The organism is Enterobacter sp. EC_64, from assembly GCF_019584165.1.
Lineage (GTDB): Bacteria > Pseudomonadota > Gammaproteobacteria > Enterobacterales > Enterobacteriaceae > Enterobacter > Enterobacter roggenkampii.
This window is the reverse complement of sequence record NZ_VDAS01000001.1, coordinates 50,193-67,258: the sequence shown is the minus strand read 5'-3', so window position 1 is coordinate 67,258 and position 17,066 is coordinate 50,193. Positions and strand designations below refer to the sequence as shown.

The 17,066-nt window shown below is 57.3% G+C and carries 11 protein-coding genes and 3 tRNA genes; 8 read left to right on the top strand and 6 right to left on the bottom strand.

What is annotated here, in order from left to right; all coding sequences use genetic code 11:
- Nucleotides 1-47 precede the first annotated feature (47 nt).
- From ptrA to recD, 3 genes are read left to right on the top strand one after another with little or no spacing between them, the layout of a single operon-like run.
- The gene (gene ptrA, locus FHC52_RS00290) at nucleotides 48-2,930 is read left to right on the top strand and encodes a pitrilysin (RefSeq protein ID WP_220419850.1); all 2,883 of its coding nucleotides are present in this window, start codon (nucleotides 48-50) and stop codon (nucleotides 2,928-2,930) included.
- Nucleotides 2,927-6,469, top strand: a complete 3,543-nt coding sequence (recB, locus tag FHC52_RS00285; RefSeq protein WP_220419849.1) for an exodeoxyribonuclease V subunit beta — start codon at nucleotides 2,927-2,929, stop codon at nucleotides 6,467-6,469. The genes ptrA and recB overlap by 4 nt, the downstream gene beginning before the upstream one ends.
- Nucleotides 6,466-8,286 (top strand): exodeoxyribonuclease V subunit alpha, encoded by a 1,821-nt coding sequence (gene recD, locus FHC52_RS00280; RefSeq protein WP_220419848.1) that lies wholly within the window; start codon nucleotides 6,466-6,468, stop codon nucleotides 8,284-8,286. The genes recB and recD overlap by 4 nt, the downstream gene beginning before the upstream one ends.
- 34 nt (nucleotides 8,287-8,320) lie before the next feature.
- On the opposite strand, the gene argA is transcribed toward recD, so the two are convergent.
- On the bottom strand, nucleotides 8,321-9,652 hold the full coding sequence (gene argA, locus FHC52_RS00275; protein WP_023294467.1) for an amino-acid N-acetyltransferase: 1,332 nt from the start codon (nucleotides 9,650-9,652) through the stop codon (nucleotides 8,321-8,323).
- Nucleotides 9,653-9,879: 227 nt separating this feature from the next.
- Here argA and amiC point away from each other — a divergent pair, with 227 nt between their 5' ends.
- Complete coding sequence (amiC, locus tag FHC52_RS00270) at nucleotides 9,880-11,133, top strand: N-acetylmuramoyl-L-alanine amidase AmiC (protein ID WP_021242006.1); 1,254 nt, start codon at nucleotides 9,880-9,882, stop codon at nucleotides 11,131-11,133.
- A gap of 87 nt (nucleotides 11,134-11,220) precedes the next feature.
- Here amiC and FHC52_RS00265 read toward each other — a convergent pair.
- The 3 genes from FHC52_RS00265 to FHC52_RS00255 form a co-directional block, all read right to left on the bottom strand.
- Nucleotides 11,221-11,297 (bottom strand) — tRNA-Met (locus FHC52_RS00265).
- A gap of 44 nt (nucleotides 11,298-11,341) precedes the next feature.
- A tRNA-Met gene (locus FHC52_RS00260) sits at nucleotides 11,342-11,418 on the bottom strand.
- 44 nt (nucleotides 11,419-11,462) lie between these two features.
- Nucleotides 11,463-11,539, bottom strand: a tRNA-Met gene (locus FHC52_RS00255).
- 208 nt (nucleotides 11,540-11,747) lie between these two features.
- Here FHC52_RS00255 and mltA point away from each other — a divergent pair.
- Together mltA and tcdA are read left to right on the top strand one after the other, a co-directional pair.
- On the top strand, nucleotides 11,748-12,845 hold the full coding sequence (gene mltA / locus FHC52_RS00250) for a murein transglycosylase A (RefSeq protein ID WP_021241890.1): 1,098 nt from the start codon (nucleotides 11,748-11,750) through the stop codon (nucleotides 12,843-12,845).
- 75 nt (nucleotides 12,846-12,920) lie between these two features.
- Nucleotides 12,921-13,727, top strand: coding sequence for a tRNA cyclic N6-threonylcarbamoyladenosine(37) synthase TcdA (gene tcdA / locus FHC52_RS00245; RefSeq protein ID WP_008499651.1), 807 nt, complete (start codon nucleotides 12,921-12,923; stop codon nucleotides 13,725-13,727).
- On the opposite strand, the gene csdE is transcribed toward tcdA, so the two are convergent.
- Together csdE and csdA are read right to left on the bottom strand one after the other, a co-directional pair.
- Nucleotides 13,718-14,164, bottom strand: coding sequence for a cysteine desulfurase sulfur acceptor subunit CsdE (gene csdE, locus FHC52_RS00240; RefSeq protein WP_008499650.1), 447 nt, complete (start codon nucleotides 14,162-14,164; stop codon nucleotides 13,718-13,720). The two genes, tcdA and csdE, sit on opposite strands and share 10 nt — an antisense overlap.
- Nucleotides 14,164-15,369 carry a cysteine desulfurase CsdA gene (csdA, locus tag FHC52_RS00235; protein WP_070533312.1) on the bottom strand — a complete coding sequence of 402 codons (1,206 nt, stop codon included), beginning with the start codon at nucleotides 15,367-15,369 and terminating at the stop codon, nucleotides 14,164-14,166. The genes csdE and csdA overlap by 1 nt, the downstream gene beginning before the upstream one ends.
- A gap of 192 nt (nucleotides 15,370-15,561) precedes the next feature.
- Here csdA and FHC52_RS00230 point away from each other — a divergent pair, with 192 nt between their 5' ends.
- On the top strand, nucleotides 15,562-15,789 hold the full coding sequence (locus FHC52_RS00230) for a YgdI/YgdR family lipoprotein (RefSeq protein WP_008499648.1): 228 nt from the start codon (nucleotides 15,562-15,564) through the stop codon (nucleotides 15,787-15,789).
- Nucleotides 15,790-16,138: 349 nt separating this feature from the next.
- A complete protein-coding gene (gene gcvA / locus FHC52_RS00225; protein WP_008499647.1) occupies nucleotides 16,139-17,056 on the top strand; it encodes a glycine cleavage system transcriptional regulator GcvA in 918 nt (305 codons plus the stop codon).
- Nucleotides 17,057-17,066 lie beyond the last annotated feature (10 nt).

The following is a 17,066-nucleotide window of genomic DNA, read 5'->3' as shown; positions in this document are numbered from 1 at the left end:
TCCAGCACGCAGTTTGTTAATGATGTAGCCGTGATAAAGAGGTCGTAATGCCAGGCAGCACCTTGTTTAAAGCGTTTGTTTTGTTTATTGCCCTTTGGGCGCCCGTCACTCACGCAGACTCCGGTTGGCAACCCGTTCAGGAAACTATCCGTAAGAGCGAAAAAGATACCCGTCAATATCAGGCTATTCGCCTTGATAACGGGATGACCGTGCTGCTGGTTTCCGACCCGCAGGCGGTGAAATCCCTGTCGGCATTAGTGGTGCCGGTTGGGTCGCTGGAAGATCCTGACGCTCATCCAGGGCTTGCACACTATCTGGAACATATGACGCTGATGGGGTCAAAAAAATACCCGCAGCCAGATAGCCTGTCCGAATTTCTGAAGATGCATGGCGGCAGCCACAATGCCAGTACGGCACCGTACCGCACGGCCTTTTATCTCGAAGTCGAAAATGATGCGCTGGAAGGGGCGGTCGATCGCCTCGCTGATTCCATCGCCGCGCCGTTGCTGGATAAAAAATACGCCGAGCGTGAACGCAATGCAGTGAATGCCGAGCTGACCATGGCCCGCACCCGAGACGGTATGCGCATGGCGCAGGTCAGCGCCGAAACCATCAACCCGGCGCACCCGGGCTCGCGCTTCTCCGGTGGTAACCTGGAAACCTTGAGCGACAAACCGAACAGCCCGGTGCTGGATGCCCTGCACGCGTTTCGCGATAAATACTACTCCGCCAACCTGATGAAAGCGGTCATCTACAGCAATAAAACGTTGCCGGAGCTGGCAGCCATGGCGGCCAAAACCTTTGGCCGGGTGCCGAATAAAAATATCGACCTGCCGCAAATAACCGTTCCGGTGGTCACTGACGCGCAAAAAGGCATCGTGATCCACTACGTTCCTGCCATGCCGCGCAAAGTGCTGCGCGTGGAATTCCGCATTGATAACAACACGGCACAGTTTCGCAGTAAAACCGATGAGCTGGTCACCTATCTGATTGGTAACCGTAGCCCGGGTACGCTGTCTGACTGGCTGCAAAAGCAGGGGCTGGCGGAAGGCATTCGCGCCGACTCCGATCCGGTTGTGAACGGCAATAGCGGCGTGCTGGCGATCTCCGCGACCCTGACTGACAAAGGACAGGCCAACCGTGATGAAGTCGTAGCGGCTATCTTTAGCTACCTCTCCTTACTGCGTGAGAAAGGCGTCGATAAGCGCTATTTTGATGAACTCGCGCACGTGTTGGATCTCGATTTCCGCTACCCGTCCATCACCCGCGACATGGATTATGTGGAGTGGCTTGCTGACACCATGATCCGCGTGCCGGTGGAACATACCCTCGACGCGGTAAATATTGCCGACCAGTATGATGCCGGGGCGGTAAAAGCCCGCCTGGCGATGATGACGCCGGAGAATGCCCGCATCTGGTACATCAGCCCGAACGAACCGCATAACAAGACGGCGTACTTTGTCGATGCCCCTTATCAGGTGGATAAAATCAGCGCCCAGACCTTCGCCGACTGGCAGAAGAAGGCCGGGGAGATTGCGTTGAAGCTGCCGGAGCTGAACCCCTATATTCCGGATGACTTCTCGCTGATCAAAACGACGAAAGATTACCCGCATCCGGAACTCATCATTGATGAGCCCACGCTGCGCGTCGTGTACACCCCAAGTCGCTATTTCGCCAGCGAGCCAAAGGCCGATGTCAGCGTGGTGCTGCGTAACCCGAAAGCCATGAACAGCGCCAAAAATCAGGTGATGTTCGCGCTCAATGACTATCTCGCCGGTATCGCGCTCGATCAGCTCAGCAACCAGGCCGCCGTGGGCGGGATCAGCTTCTCCACCAACGCCAATAACGGTTTGATGCTTAATGCAAACGGCTATACCCAGCGCTTGCCTCAGCTGTTCCAGGCCCTGCTGGAGGGCTACTTCAGCTACACGCCGACGGAAGAGCAGCTTGAGCAGGCTAAATCCTGGTATGCCCAGATGATGGATTCTGCCGAGAAGGGCAAGGCTTACGATCTGGCGCTTATGCCAGCGCAAATGCTGTCTCAGGTTCCTTATTTCCAGCGTGAGGATCGCCGCGCGCTGCTGCCTTCCATCTCCTTAAAAGACGTGCTCGCGTACCGCGACGCGCTGAAAACCAACACGCGTCCGGAGTTCCTGATCGTTGGCAACATGAGTGAGGAGCAGGCCAAAACCCTGGCGCAGAATGTCCGCACTCAGCTCGGCTCTAAAGGCGACGAGTGGTGCCGCAACCAGGACGTGCTGGTTGAGAAAAAGCAGAATGTGATCTTTGAAAAAGCGGGTAACAGCACGGATTCCGCGCTGGCCGCGGTCTTTGTGCCAACGGGCTACGATGAATTCGCCAGTTCAGCGCAGAGCGCCGTGCTGGGACAGATTATTCAGCCGTGGTTCTATAACCAGTTACGCACAGAGGAGCAGCTTGGCTACGCGGTGTTTGCCTTTTCCATGAACGTCGGTCGTCAGTGGGGGCTGGGTTTCCTGCTGCAAAGCAGCGATAAACAACCGGCGTATCTCTGGCAGCGTTACCAGGCCTTCTTCCCGCAGGTGGAAGCAAAACTGCGTGCCATGAAGCCGGAAGAGTTCGCTCAGATCCAGCAGGCCGTCATCGCGCAGGTGATGCAGCCGCCGCAGACGCTGGGTGAAGAAGCCTCGCAGCTGAGCAAAGATTTCGATCGCGGTAATCTGAAATTTGATTCGCGTGATAAAGTAGTGGCCGAGATAAAACAGCTGACGCCGCAGAAGGTTGCCGACTTCTTCCATCAGGCGGTCATTAAGCCGCAGGGAATCACCATCCTGTCTCAGGTTTCCGGTAGCCAGAACGGGAAAACGGAGTACGTGAACCCGAAAGGCTGGAAAGTCTGGAAGAGCGTCAGCGCGCTGCAGCAATCTATGCCCTGGAGTAAGAAAGAATGACCGATACCGCTGAGTCCCTTGATCCCTTACGTTTACCTCTGCAGGGTGAACGATTGATTGAAGCCTCAGCGGGAACGGGAAAAACCTTCACCATTGCCGCCCTCTATCTGCGCCTGCTGTTAGGCCTTGGCGGCAACGCCGCTTTTCCACGTCCTTTGAGCGTGGAAGAGCTGCTGGTGGTCACCTTCACCGAGGCCGCTACCGCGGAGCTGCGGGGCCGTATTCGTACCAATATCCACGAGCTGCGCATCGCCTGTCTGCGTCAGAGCACGGATAACCCCCTCTACGCGAGCCTTCTGGAAGAGATTGCCGATAAGCAGCAGGCAGCCCAGTGGCTGCTGCTCGCTGAACGGCAGATGGACGAAGCGTCCGTCTTTACCATTCACGGTTTTTGCCAGCGCATGCTGAGCCTGAACGCGTTCGAGTCCGGTATGCTGTTCGAACAGCAGCTTATTGAAGATGAATCCGTGCTTCGCTATCAGGCCTGCGCGGATTTCTGGCGTCGCCACTGCTACCCCTTACAGCGCGATATTGCCGAAGCGGTACACGCGCTCTGGAAAGGCCCGGAAGCGCTGCTGCGCGCGATCGATCGTTATCTGCAGGGGGAAGCGCCGGTCATCAAATCCCCGCCACAGGCAGATGAAACCCTGGCCACGCGGCATGAAAAAATCATCGCGAAAATTGCAGACATCAAGCAAAAGTGGATGGAGTCAGTCGGCGAGATTGACGCCATTATCGAAAATTCCGGCATCGATCGTCGCAAGTTCAACCGTGGCAATCAGGGAAAATGGATCGACAAGGTCAGCGCCTGGGCGCAGGAAGAGACGCGGGGCTACCAGCTCCCGGACGCGCTGGAGAAATTCTCCCAACGTTTCCTGGCTGAGCGGACAAAAGCCGACGGCATTGTACCTGAGCATCCCCTGTTTGTGGCGATTGAAACCCTGCTGGCGGAGCCCCTTACGCTCAACGATCTGATGATCGCTCGCGCCATGACGGAAATTCGTGAAGCCGTGGCGCGCGAAAAGCGCCGCCGTGGCGAGCTGGGGTTCGACGATATGCTGAGCCGCCTGGATGCGGCGCTGTGCAGTGAAAATGGCGAAGCGCTTGCCGCCGCGATTCGCACCCGCTTCCCGGTGGCGATGATAGACGAATTCCAGGACACCGACCCTCAGCAGTACCGCATTTTCCGCCGTATCTGGCGCCAGCAGCCCGACACCGCGCTGCTGTTAATCGGCGATCCGAAACAGGCCATCTACGCCTTCCGCGGTGCGGATATTTTTACCTATATGAAGGCACGCAGCGAGGTTGCCGCGCACTACACGCTCGATACCAACTGGCGCTCCTCTCCCGGCATGGTGGAAAGCGTCAACGCGCTGTTTAGCCGCATGGATACGGCGTTTATGTTCCGTGAGATCCCGTTTCAGCCGGTAAAATTTGCCCCGAAAAACGCCTCGTTGCGCTTCGAGTTTAACGGCGTGACGCAGCCTGCCATGAACTTCTGGCTGCTGGATGGGGAAGGCTGCGGCGTTGCCGACTATCAAAATGCCATGGCCCAGCACTGTGCTGCGCAAATCCGTGACTGGCTCAGTGCGGGAGCGCGGGGCGAGGCGCTGCTGTGGAAGGGGGATAACCCCACCCCGGTAAAGGCATCGGATATTACGGTGCTGGTGCGCAGCCGTCAGGAGGCCGCATTCATCCGCGACGCCCTGACGTTACTGAATATCCCCTCCGTCTACCTCTCGAACCGTGACAGCGTCTTTGAAACGCTGGAGGCGCAGGAGATGTTATGGCTGCTGCAGGCCGTGCTGGCCCCGGAGCGGGAAAGTACATTGCGCAGCGCATTAGCCAGCGCGATGCTCGGACTGAACGCGCGCGATATTGATGCGCTCAACAATGACGAAGCCGCGTGGGATGCGGTGGTGGAAGAGTTTGTCCACTACCGGGAAAGATGGCAGAAGCGTGGGGTGATGGCGATGGTGCGCGAGCTCATGGCTCAGCGCCACATTGCCGAGAATATGCTGGCTACCGCAGGTGGCGAGCGGCGTTTGACCGATATTTTACACATCAGCGAACTCTTGCAGGAAGCGGGTACGCAGCTGGAGAGCGAGCACGCCCTGGTGCGCTGGCTGGCGCAGCAGATTGCCGATCCGAACAGCAATTCCTCCAGCCAGCAGATGCGCCTCGAGAGTGATAAACATCTGGTGCAGATCGTCACCATCCACAAGTCGAAAGGCCTGGAATATCCGCTGGTCTGGCTGCCGTTTATCGCCAATTACCGCGTGCAGGATCAGGCTTTTTACCACGATCGCGAGTCTTTTGAGGCGGTGCTCGATCTCAGCAACGCGGAGTCCAGCGTTGAGCTGGCAGAGGCCGAACGTCTGGCGGAAGATTTACGCCTGCTCTACGTGGCGCTAACCCGCTCGGTCTGGCACTGCAGCCTGGGCGTTGCGCCGCTGTTCCGGCGTCGGGGCGAAAAGAGCGGGGAGAGCGATTTTCATCTGAGCGCGCTGGGGCGGCTTATTCAGCAGGGTGAACCCAAAGACGCGGCGGGCCTGCGCCAGTGCATCGAATCCCTTTGCTCTGAGCATGTTGCCCTGCATATTCCTTCGCTGCCCGACAACAGCCGCTGGCACATGCCGGAGCCGCACGAGTCAGATCTCCATGCCCGTCAGGTGGTACGTACGATTGCCGACGACTGGCGCGTTACCAGCTACTCTGGCTTACAGCAGCACGGGCAGAGTATTGCGCAGGATCTGATGCCAAAACTGGACGTGGATGCCGCAGGCGCCGGTAGCGTACCCGCTGAGCCGGTGCTGACGCCGCACCAGTTCCCGCGCGGCGCCTCGCCGGGCACGTTTTTACACAGCCTGTTTGAAGAGCTGGATTTTACCCAGCCGGTTTCCGAAGCGTGGGTGCTGAAGATGCTACAGAGCGGTGGTTACGACGCGCAATGGCAGCCGGTTCTTACTGAATGGATCCGCGCGGTTCTGCACGCCCCGCTCACGGCCCAGGGGATCTCGCTTAGCCAGTTGACCACCAAAGATAAGCAGGTGGAGATGGAGTTTTATCTCCCCATCGCCAGCCCGCTCAGGGCCGAGGCGCTTGATGCGCTGATCCGCGAGTACGATCTGCTATCCGCCGGGTGCCCGCCGCTGAACTTCCGCCAGGTGCAGGGAATGCTAAAAGGCTTTATCGACCTTGTTTTCCGCCACGACGGGCGCTACTACCTGCTGGATTACAAATCGAACTGGCTGGGCGAAGACAGCACAGCCTATACCCAACAGGCGATGGCGTCGGCTATGCGACTGCATCGCTACGATCTGCAGTACCAGCTTTATACCCTGGCGCTGCACCGTTACCTGCGCCATCGTATTGCCGATTACCGTTACGACGCGCATTTTGGCGGCGTGATTTACCTGTTCCTGCGCGGCGTGGATGCCAACGACCCGCATTCCGGCGTCTTTAGCACGCGTCCGGCTGTGGAACTGATTGAAAAAATGGATAACCTGTTTGCCGCAGGCACGGAGAAGATGGCATGACGATGCAGGCGCTACTGCTGGACGCGGTTGAACAACGATTACTGCGCCACCTGGACGTGCAGTTTGCCATGATGGTGGCAGGCGAGGAGCCTGCCGTCATGCTTGCCGCCGCCATTCTGAGCAAAGACGCGGGGGAAGGGCACGTATGCCTGCCGCTGTCGCGTCTGGCGGTGGATGAGAAAATGCCTCCGGCTTTACAGGCGTGTTTCGCGCTGCTGGGTGACGCCGTGGACTGGCAGGCGATACTACGCGGTTCGCCTGCCGTGAGCGGGGCCGATACCGGGACGCCAATGATTCTGGTCGGCGAGCGTTTGTATCTTAACCGGCTGTGGCGTAACGAACTGACGGTGGCGCGCTTCTTCAGCGAGACCAACGCCCCGCTTCCCTGCGATGAAACGCAGCTCCGGCAAACGCTGGATGCGCTGTTTTCCTCTGACGAGGCGACAGACTGGCAGAAAGTGGCGGCAGCCGTGGCCTTAACGCGTCGGATCTCGGTGATTTCAGGCGGACCGGGCACCGGGAAAACGACCACCGTGGCAAAACTGCTTGCCGCGCTAATTCAGCTGTCGGGTGAGCAAAAGTGCCGTATTCGCCTGGCGGCCCCCACCGGTAAAGCGGCGGCGCGTCTCACGGAATCGTTAGGCGGCGCGCTGCAAAAGCTGCCGCTTACCGGGGAGCAGCTGGCGCTTTTCCCCAACGAAGCCAGCACGCTGCACCGTTTGCTTGGCGCTCAGCCCGGCAGCCAGCGTTTGCGCTACCATGCCGGTAATCCCCTGCACCTGGATGTGCTGGTGGTGGATGAGGCGTCGATGATTGACCTGACGATGATGTCGCGTTTGATTGATGCCCTACCGCCGCACGCGCGCGTTATTTTCCTGGGCGATCGCGACCAGCTTGCCTCCGTGGAGGCGGGGGCTGTGCTGGGCGATATCTGCACCTATGCCAGCCTGGGATATACCGCAGAACGCGCTCAGGAATTAGCCCGTCTCACCGGATGCTCGCTCACTTCTGAAAACCATTCGCTTGCAGGAGCGCTGCGCGACAGCCTGTGTCTGCTGCAGAAAAGCTACCGCTTCGGCAGCGATTCCGGTATCGGCCAGCTTGCGGCGGCCGTGAACCGGGGCGACCGGCGCACAACCACTGCGGTGTTTGACGGCACCTTTACGGATATTGAGAAAAAATCGCTGCAGACCGGGGAAGAGTATCAGGCGATGCTGGATGATGCCCTGCAGGGGTATCAGCACTTTCTGACGGGCGTACAACAGCAGCGTTCACCGGAGCAGGTCATTGCTGCATTTGGTGAATATCAGTTGCTCTGTGCGCTGAGGGAAGGGCCCTTTGGTGTCCGGGGCCTGAACGACAGGCTGGAACAGCTGCTGGTGCAAACGCGTAAAATAAACCGCACCCCGCACTCGCGCTGGTATGAAGGGCGGCCGGTGATGATTTCCCGCAACGACAGCGCGCTGGGGTTGTTTAACGGGGATATCGGGATTGCGCTCGACTGCGGCCAGGGGCTGCGCGTCTGGTTCCAGATGCCGGACGGGAGCGTGAAGTCTTTCCAGCCCAGCCGTTTGCCCGAGCATGGAACCGCCTGGGCGATGACGGTGCATAAGTCCCAGGGCTCCGAGTTTAACCACGCGGCGCTGATCCTGCCCACGCAGCTTTCCCCCGTCATTACCCGCGAGCTGATCTATACCGCCATTACGCGCGCGCGTCAGCGCCTGTCGCTGTATACCGATGAACGCGTGCTGGTGCAGGCGATTGCCACCCGCACGGAACGCCGAAGCGGGCTGGGCGCGATATTTGAGTCCCTCTGAACGAACGCCCTCGCCGCACGGTGAGGGCGTCGTATCATCCCAGGTCCGCCATCAGCACTTTTGAACGGCGCTGATAGTTGTACATCTCTTTCTTCGTTTCCGGCAGAGAATCGATATCCACCGGCGTGAACCCGCGCTCCTGGAACCAGTGAATGCTGCGCGTCGTCAGGACGAACAGCTTGCTCAGCCCCATCTGGCGCGCCTGTGCCGCCACGCGCTCAAGCAGCATTTCACCGCGTGAAGAGCTGCGGTAATCAGGATGCACCGCCACGCAGGCCATTTCACCGATCTTCTCTTCCGGGAACGGATAGAGCGCGGCGCAGGCGATGGTCAGGTTATCGCGCTGAATAATGGTGAATTTGTCGATTTCCATCTCAAGCTGCTCGCGTGAACGACGCACCAGAATACCCTGCTGTTCCAGCGGGCGGATCAGCTCCAGAATACCGCCGATGTCGTTAATGGTGGCGCGGCGGATCTGCTCCGCACTCTCCATGACAATCTGCGTACCAATACCGTCGCGGGAGAACAGCTCCTGCAGCAGGGCGCCGTCTTCCTGATAGCTGATCAGGTGGCTACGACGCACGCCGCTGCGGCAGGCCTTCACGGCGCCACGCAGGAAGCGGACCGTGCCGGAGTAGTAATCGCCTTCGGCTTCCAGCGCCTCCACGCGGGCCTGGGCTTCATTCGGGAAGAGTTCCGGCACGATCGTTCCTTCATCATTCACGACGCCCTGCGAGGAGCAGAACCCAATCATTTTTTCCGCCTTCAGCTTGATCGCCAGCTGCGTGGCGATCTCTTCTGAAGTGAGGTTGAAACTTTCGCCGGTCACCGAAACGGCGACCGGGCCCATCAGCACGATGGCGCCGCTGTCCAGCTGGCGGTGAATGGCTTCTTCATCAATACGACGAATGCGGCCGCTGTGGCAATAATCCACGCCATCGTCCACGCCGAGCGGCTGGGCAATGATGAAGTTGCCGCTCACGACATTGATATGCGCGCCCTGCAGCGGCGTGTTGTTCAGACTCATGGACAGGCGAGCTGTGATATCCAGCTGCAGCAGACCTGCCGCCTGCTTCACCAGCTCAAGGGTTTTGGCATCCGTGACGCGGGTATGCTTGTGGTAAATCGGCTCGTGGTGGTGAGCGGCCAGGTTAGCGTCGATCTGCGGGCGCGCGCCATAGACCACCACCAGGCGGATCCCCAGGCTGTGCAGCAGGCCAATGTCATTGACGATGCTGGAAAAATTTTCATGCTCAATGGCTTCGCCGCCAAGCATGATGACAAACGTTTTTCCCCGATGGGCGTTTATATAGGGAACAGAATGGCGGAATCCCTGGACCAGTTCGGTTCTACGTTCCTTCACCATGGCACAACCCTTAATGAATGTTTATTCGTAATTTCTGTATTTTTATTCGATTGTGGCCGCGTGTGCAAGCGCAAATTTTCCGCGACCCACAGAAAATGATAAGTAATCCGTGCGTTAGCGTATGATTGTTTACCCTTTTATAGATGACAGTTTATGCGTCATTCGTTAAAGTTTTCGGTCAATCTGGACATTTTGTATATCAGTCAGTGTTCTTGCTCGGGAGAAGCATGTCGGGATCCAATTCAGCAATAAGCCGCCGCCGTTTGTTAAAAGGGGCCGGGGCAATGTGGTTGCTTAGCGTCAGTCAGGTCGGTCTTGCCGCCACCAGTCAGGTCGTGGCGGTGCGCGTCTGGCCATCGTCGACCTATACGCGCGTGACGGTCGAATCCAATCGCGTGCTGAAATATAAGCAATTTGCTCTCAGCAACCCGGAACGTGTGGTGGTGGATCTCGAAGGCGTTAACCTCAACTCCGTGCTGAAAGGGATGGCGGCGCAGATCCGCGGCGACGATCCGTTTATTAAATCGGCGCGCGTCGGGCAGTTCGATCCGCAAACCGTGCGCATGGTGTTTGAACTGAAGCAGAACGTGAAGCCGCAGCTGTTTGCCCTGGCGCCTGTCGCGACGTTCAAAGAGCGCCTGGTCATGGATCTCTACCCGGCCAATGCGACGGATATTCAGGATCCGCTTCTTGCCCTGCTGGAAGATTACAACAAAGGCGATCTGCAGCGTCAGGTTCCGCCAGCGCAAAGCGGCCCGCAGCCGGGGAAAGCAGGGCGCGATCGCCCGATTGTGATCATGCTCGATCCAGGCCACGGCGGCGAAGACTCCGGTGCGGTGGGGAAATACCGCACGCGTGAAAAAGACGTGGTTCTGCAAATTGCCCGTCGTCTGAAGGCGCTGATTGATAAAGAAGGCAACATGCGCGCCTATATGACGCGTAATGAAGACGTCTTTATTCCGCTGAAGGTCAGGGTGGCGAAAGCGCAGAAACAGCGCGCAGATTTGTTCGTCTCGATCCATGCAGATGCGTTTACCAGCCGTCAGCCAAGCGGCTCGTCGGTGTTTGCGCTCTCAACCAAAGGCGCAACCAGTACCGCCGCGCGATACCTGGCGGACACCCAGAACGCCTCGGATCTGATCGGTGGCGTGAGCAAAAGCGGCGATCGCTACGTTGACCACACCATGTTCGATATGGTGCAGTCGCTGACCATTAACGACAGCCTGAAGTTTGGTAAAGCGGTGCTGGGCAAGCTGGGCAACATCAATAAGCTGCACAAGAACAGCGTTGAACAGGCCGGATTTGCGGTACTCAAGGCGCCGGATATCCCGTCCATCCTGGTTGAAACCGCGTTTATCAGTAACGTGGAAGAGGAGCGTAAGCTCAAGACGGCAAAATTCCAGCAGGAAGTGGCGGAGTCGATTCTGGCAGGGATTCGTGCGTATTTCTCTGACGGGGCGACGCTGGCGCGGCGCGGGTAGATCTTTTGGCCGGGTAAACGCCCGGCAAATTCACAAACGACAGATACAAAAAAACACCCTTAAGGGTGTTTATTGTTTTAGAAGTGTTGGTTGCGGGGGCCGGATTTGAACCGACGACCTTCGGGTTATGAGCCCGACGAGCTACCAGGCTGCTCCACCCCGCGTCCGTCTTTCTACTCTCGCAGAAACTTACTTCTTCAAATTTGATTGGTTGCGGGGGCCGGATTTGAACCGACGACCTTCGGGTTATGAGCCCGACGAGCTACCAGGCTGCTCCACCCCGCGTCCGTCTTTCTACAGTCGTAGAAGATACTTCATCAAATTTTAATTGGTTGCGGGGGCCGGATTTGAACCGACGACCTTCGGGTTATGAGCCCGACGAGCTACCAGGCTGCTCCACCCCGCGTCCGTGGATGCGCACTATACTCGGATAGACTTGTGATGCAACCCCTTTTTCACATTTATCATGATTTTGTATGCAAATTGAACGACATGGCGCTGTTTGGACTATTTTTTGCGCAAAATTTGCCAAAGGGCATGCGATCGCATTTCATTAGCCCTGGCGGTTTGTTATCTTCATCACGCGGAAATGGGCAACTTAAAGACGAGACAGAATGAAAGGACGTTGGGCGAAGTATCTGATGGCGGGCGCAATGGTAGCGATTCTTGCGGCCTGTTCTTCCAAACCGACCGATCGCGGTCAACAGTATAAAGACGGGAAGTTATCCCAGCCTTTCTCTTTAGTTAATCAGCCTGATGCGGTCGGCGCACCGATCAATGCCGGAGATTTCTCCGAGCAGGTCTACCAGATCCGCAACGCGTCACCGCGTCTGTACAGCGCACAGAACAACGTTTATAGCGCGGTGCAGGACTGGCTGCGCGCGGGCGGCGATACGCGCAACATGCGCCAGTTTGGTATCGACGCCTGGCAGATGGAAGGGGCCGATAACTACGGCAACGTCCAGTTCACCGGCTATTACACCCCGGTTATTCAGGCACGACACACGCGTCAGGGCGAGTTCCAGTACCCTATCTACCGTATGCCGCCAAAACGCGGCCGTCTGCCGTCGCGCGCCGAGATCTACGCCGGTGCGCTGAGCGAAAACTACGTTCTTGCTTACAGCAACTCCCTGATGGACAACTTCATCATGGACGTTCAGGGCAGCGGCTATATTGATTTTGGCGATGGCTCGCCGCTTAACTTCTTCAGCTATTCCGGTAAAAACGGCCACGCCTATCGCAGTATTGGCAAGGTGCTGATCGACCGCGGCGAAGTGAAGAAAGAAGACATGTCGATGCAGGCGATCCGCGAATGGGGCGAAAAGCACAGCGAAGCCGAGGTGCGTGAGCTGCTGGAGCAGAACCCGTCGTTCGTCTTCTTTAAACCGCAAAATTTCGCGCCGGTGAAAGGGGCGAGCGCGGTACCGCTGATTGGCCGTGCGTCGGTGGCATCGGATCGTTCGATTATTCCTGCGGGCACCACGCTGCTGGCAGAGGTCCCGCTGCTGGATAACAACGGCAAGTTCAACGGCCAGTATGAGCTGCGTCTGATGGTGGCGCTGGACGTTGGCGGCGCGATCAAAGGGCAGCACTTCGATATCTATCAGGGCATTGGCCCGGATGCAGGCCACCGCGCAGGCTGGTATAACCACTACGGACGCGTGTGGGTGCTTAAGGCGGCACCGGGTGCCGGAAACGTATTCAGCGGCTGATTGTGGTATTCTGAGCGCAATACGGATTACTGTTCAGGGTGAGGAGAACCTCACCCTTTTTACATCTGAGGTGTTATGTCTGTGGTAATCAGCGATGCCTGGCGCCAGCGTTTTGGCGGCACGGCACGTCTCTATGGTGAAAAAGCCCTGCAGCTGTTTGCGGATGCGCACGTCTGCGTCGTGGGCATTGGTGGTGTGGGGTCGTGGGCCGCAGAAGCGCTGGCGAGAACCGGTATTGGCGCAATCACGCTGATTGATATGGATGACGTGTGCGTCACCAACACCAACCGTCAAATTCACGCCCTGCGTGATAGCGTCGGCCTGGCAAAATCGGAGGTCATGGCGGAACGTATCCGCCTGATTAACCCGGAATGTCGGGTCACGGTGATTGATGATTTTGTGACGGCAGATAACGTCGCCGAATACATGAGCAAAGGCTACAGCTATGTGATTGACGCCATCGACAGCGTGCGTCCAAAAGCGGCGCTGATCGCCTACTGTCGTCGTTACAAGGTTCCCCTGGTGACGACCGGCGGCGCGGGCGGGCAAATCGACCCTACGCAGATTCAGGTGGCCGATCTGGCGAAAACCATTCAGGATCCACTGGCCGCCAAGCTGCGTGAACGCCTGAAGAGCGACTTCAACGTGGTGAAGAACAGCAAGGGCAAGCTGGGCGTAGACTGCGTGTTCTCGACCGAAGCGCTGGTCTACCCGCAGGCCGATGGTTCCGTGTGTGCGATGAAAAGCACGGCGGAAGGGCCAAAAAGAATGGATTGCGCCTCAGGCTTTGGCGCGGCCACCATGGTGACCGCTTCCTTCGGCTTTGTGGCGGTGTCTCACGCCCTGAAGAAGATGATGGCGAAGGCGGAACGTCAGGCCTGAGCCTGACGAGCGGCGTCCAGTACCGCCTCGTTGAGCGCGATCAACCCCTGACCGCGCGAGGCGCTAAGCTGCGCGCGCAGCCCCAGCTCATCAAATAACGCCAGCGGCGAATGCGCCAGCAGTTCCGCCGCGCTTTTCCCTTCCACTGCCGTCAACAATACGGCCAACAGGCCCCGGACGATGCGGCCTTCGCTGTCGCCGAAGAAGTGCAGCTTCTCACCGGAAACGCTCACGCCCAGCCAGACGCGATTTTCACAGCCTGCAATCTCTTTCGCCTGCGCCTTGAGATCGTCAGAGAGGGTCGGTAACTGCTTACCGAGAAGAATCAGCTGGCGATATTTATCTTCCCACTGTGAAAGCGGGGCAAAGGTCTGTTTTAACGTCTCTTCAGTGATGACGGTGCCAAACGGATGTCCGGCTAAAGCAGCGTGAGTCATTAATCCACCAGTATTTCAAGCGCGCGGTCGACGGCGGCAACCAGCGCGTCAACATCGCTTTGTGTGTTATAAGGCGCGAACGAGGCGCGCAGCGTGCCGCTCACGCCGAGCGCCGACAGTAGCGGCTGCGCGCAGTGCTGCCCGGCGCGCAGGGCGATGCCATACCCCGCCAGCAGCGTCACCATGTCGCTGTGATGCACGCCCACAAAATCAAAGGCGAGCAGGCTTGAATCCTGAACGCGGAACGAGCGGAAACCCGGGCGCTTTTTCAGTTCTTCCTCTGTCAGCGTCGCCAGCCCCCGGCTCCAGCTTTCAGCCTGAACACTGTCTGTTTCTGCCAGCCACTCCAGCGCCGCGCTTAGGCCAATCACGCCGGCCACGTTCGGCGTACCGGCTTCCAGGCGGTAAGGCACATCCTGCGTTTTGAAACCGTCAAAAGTCACTTCAGCGATCATCTTGCCGCCCCCGAGCCACGGGGTCATTTTTGCCAGCAATTCCGGCTTGCCGTACAACACCCCAATACCGGTTGGCCCGTAGAGCTTATGTCCTGAGAAGGCATAGAAGTCGATATCCAGCGCCTGCACGTCGGCGGGGAAATGCACCACGCCCTGCGCACCGTCGACCATCACCACCATCCCGTTGGCATGCGCGATGCGAATCGCCTGAGCCAGGTCCGGGCAACCACCGGTGACGTTAGACATCTGTCCGAGCGCCAGAATGCGGCTACGGGGGGTAATCAACTCGGGGAGACGGGCCACATCGGGCAGAAGGTCTGCGCCCAGCGGAAGCTTCACCACGCGTGCACCCGTTTGTTCGGCCACCATCAGCCACGGCACCAGGTTGGCGTGATGTTCCGCCTCGCTGACGACGATCTCATCGCCCGGCTGAAGCAGCGGGCGCGCGTAGCACTGGGCCACCATATTGATGGCCTCGGTGGTGCCGCGCGTCCAGACGATATTTTTCCCGCTTTCGGCATTGATCAGGTGCGCCACGCGATCGCGTGCGGCTTCGTAGCGCGCGGTTAATCGCTGCGCCTCGGCAAACTGGCTGCGATGCACGTTCCCGGCGCTCAGGCTGTAAAATTGCTGCGTGGCGTCAATGACCGCCTGTGGCTTAAGGGCGGTGGCGGCACTGTCCAGATAAATACCGGCATCGGCCAGCGCCGGAAACTGTGCGCGGAACTGCGCAGGACTGAAAGCGTTCATGGGATTCCTCATTTCAATATCACGATCGTCGCGCAATTTCCGCGGCAGGGCAAGGAGGTTGATATCTATCAGAATTGTCTGCTTATCCTCATGACCCCAAAAAAGCAGGTTATGCTAAATAGTGTTAGGCGGATGTTTTAGCCTGTTATAAATCGAGGTTTGAATAGCATTAATTGCTAAAGGAGAATAATCATGAATAAGACAGCTGCAATCATCTCTGCCTGTGCGTTTACTTTTGCCCTGAGCGCCTGTTCCGGTAACAACTACGTGATGCACACCAACGATGGTCGTTCCATCGTTTCGGAAGGGAAACCGACAACCGATAACGATACCGGGATGATTTCGTACAAAGATGCTAACGGGAACAAGCAGCAGATCAACCGCACGGACGTGAAAGAGATGAAAGAGATCGAGCATTAACCGATCGCAGGCGAAAAAAAAGCACCGCAAGTTGGCGGTGCTACATTAATCACTATGGACAGACAGGGTAAATGTACAGGAAGTGAAAAATTGGTAGCGTTGCTACCGTGGTCTGAATCGCAGACCAATTGCAAACACAACAACACAACATCACAACCGTAAGCCAAAAGCCCTTCAGAACACGCATTCCGAAAAAAGCTCTTCGTTCCGGCTCAGGAAGTGCCGCCACTATAGGTATTTGCTGGTAGTTCCTCAACGGACAAATTATAATGGCTCAGATAAAAAAAACTAATAGGTTAAACGTTGTTTCCTATTTGTTAAATTCCTTTAACATCTAAGCCATATAACCATGTCAAAGCGATTGCCCCCCCTCAACGCATTACGTGTTTTTGATGCAGCAGCACGTCACCTGAGCTTCACCCGCGCAGCCGATGAGCTTTTTGTGACACAGGCCGCAGTAAGTCACCAAATCAAGTCTCTGGAGGATTTTCTGGGCCTTAAGCTGTTTCGTCGACGCAACCGCTCGTTGCTGTTGACCGAAGAGGGGCAGAGCTATTTTCAGGATATTAAAGAGATTTTTTCGCAGCTTACTGAAGCCACGCGTAAGCTACAGGCCCGCAGTGCAAAAGGTGCTCTGACTGTTAGTTTATTGCCCAGTTTTGCCATTCAGTGGCTGGTGCCAAGACTCTCAAGCTTTAACTCAGCTTATCCGGGGATAGACGTTCGAATCCAGGCCGTGGATCGTCAGGAAGACAAGCTGGCCGATGACGTGGACGTCGCGATTTTTTATGGGCGCGGTAACTGGCCGGGCTTGCGTGTTGAGAAATTATACGCAGAATATCTCCTGCCGGTCTGTTCCCCTCTGCTGTTAACGGGCGACAAAGCGCTGAAGTCTCCCGCTGACCTGGCGCAGCATACGCTTTTGCATGATGCCTCTCGACGCGACTGGCAAACTTATACCCGTCAATTAGGTCTTACACATATAAACGTGCAGCAGGGACCCATCTTTAGCCACAGTGCGATGGTGTTACAGGCTGCCATTCACGGGCAGGGCGTGGCGTTGGCGAACAACGTCATGGCGCAGTCCGAAATAGAGGCAGGTCGCCTGGTCTGCCCATTTAATGATGTACTGGTCAGCAAGAATGCGTTTTATCTGGTTTGTCATGACAGTCAGGCAGAACTGGGTAAAATAGCCGCCTTCCGGCAGTGGATACTGGCGAAAGCGGCAAGCGAGCAAGAAAAATTCCGCTTCAGGTATGAACAATAACGTTTGTGTG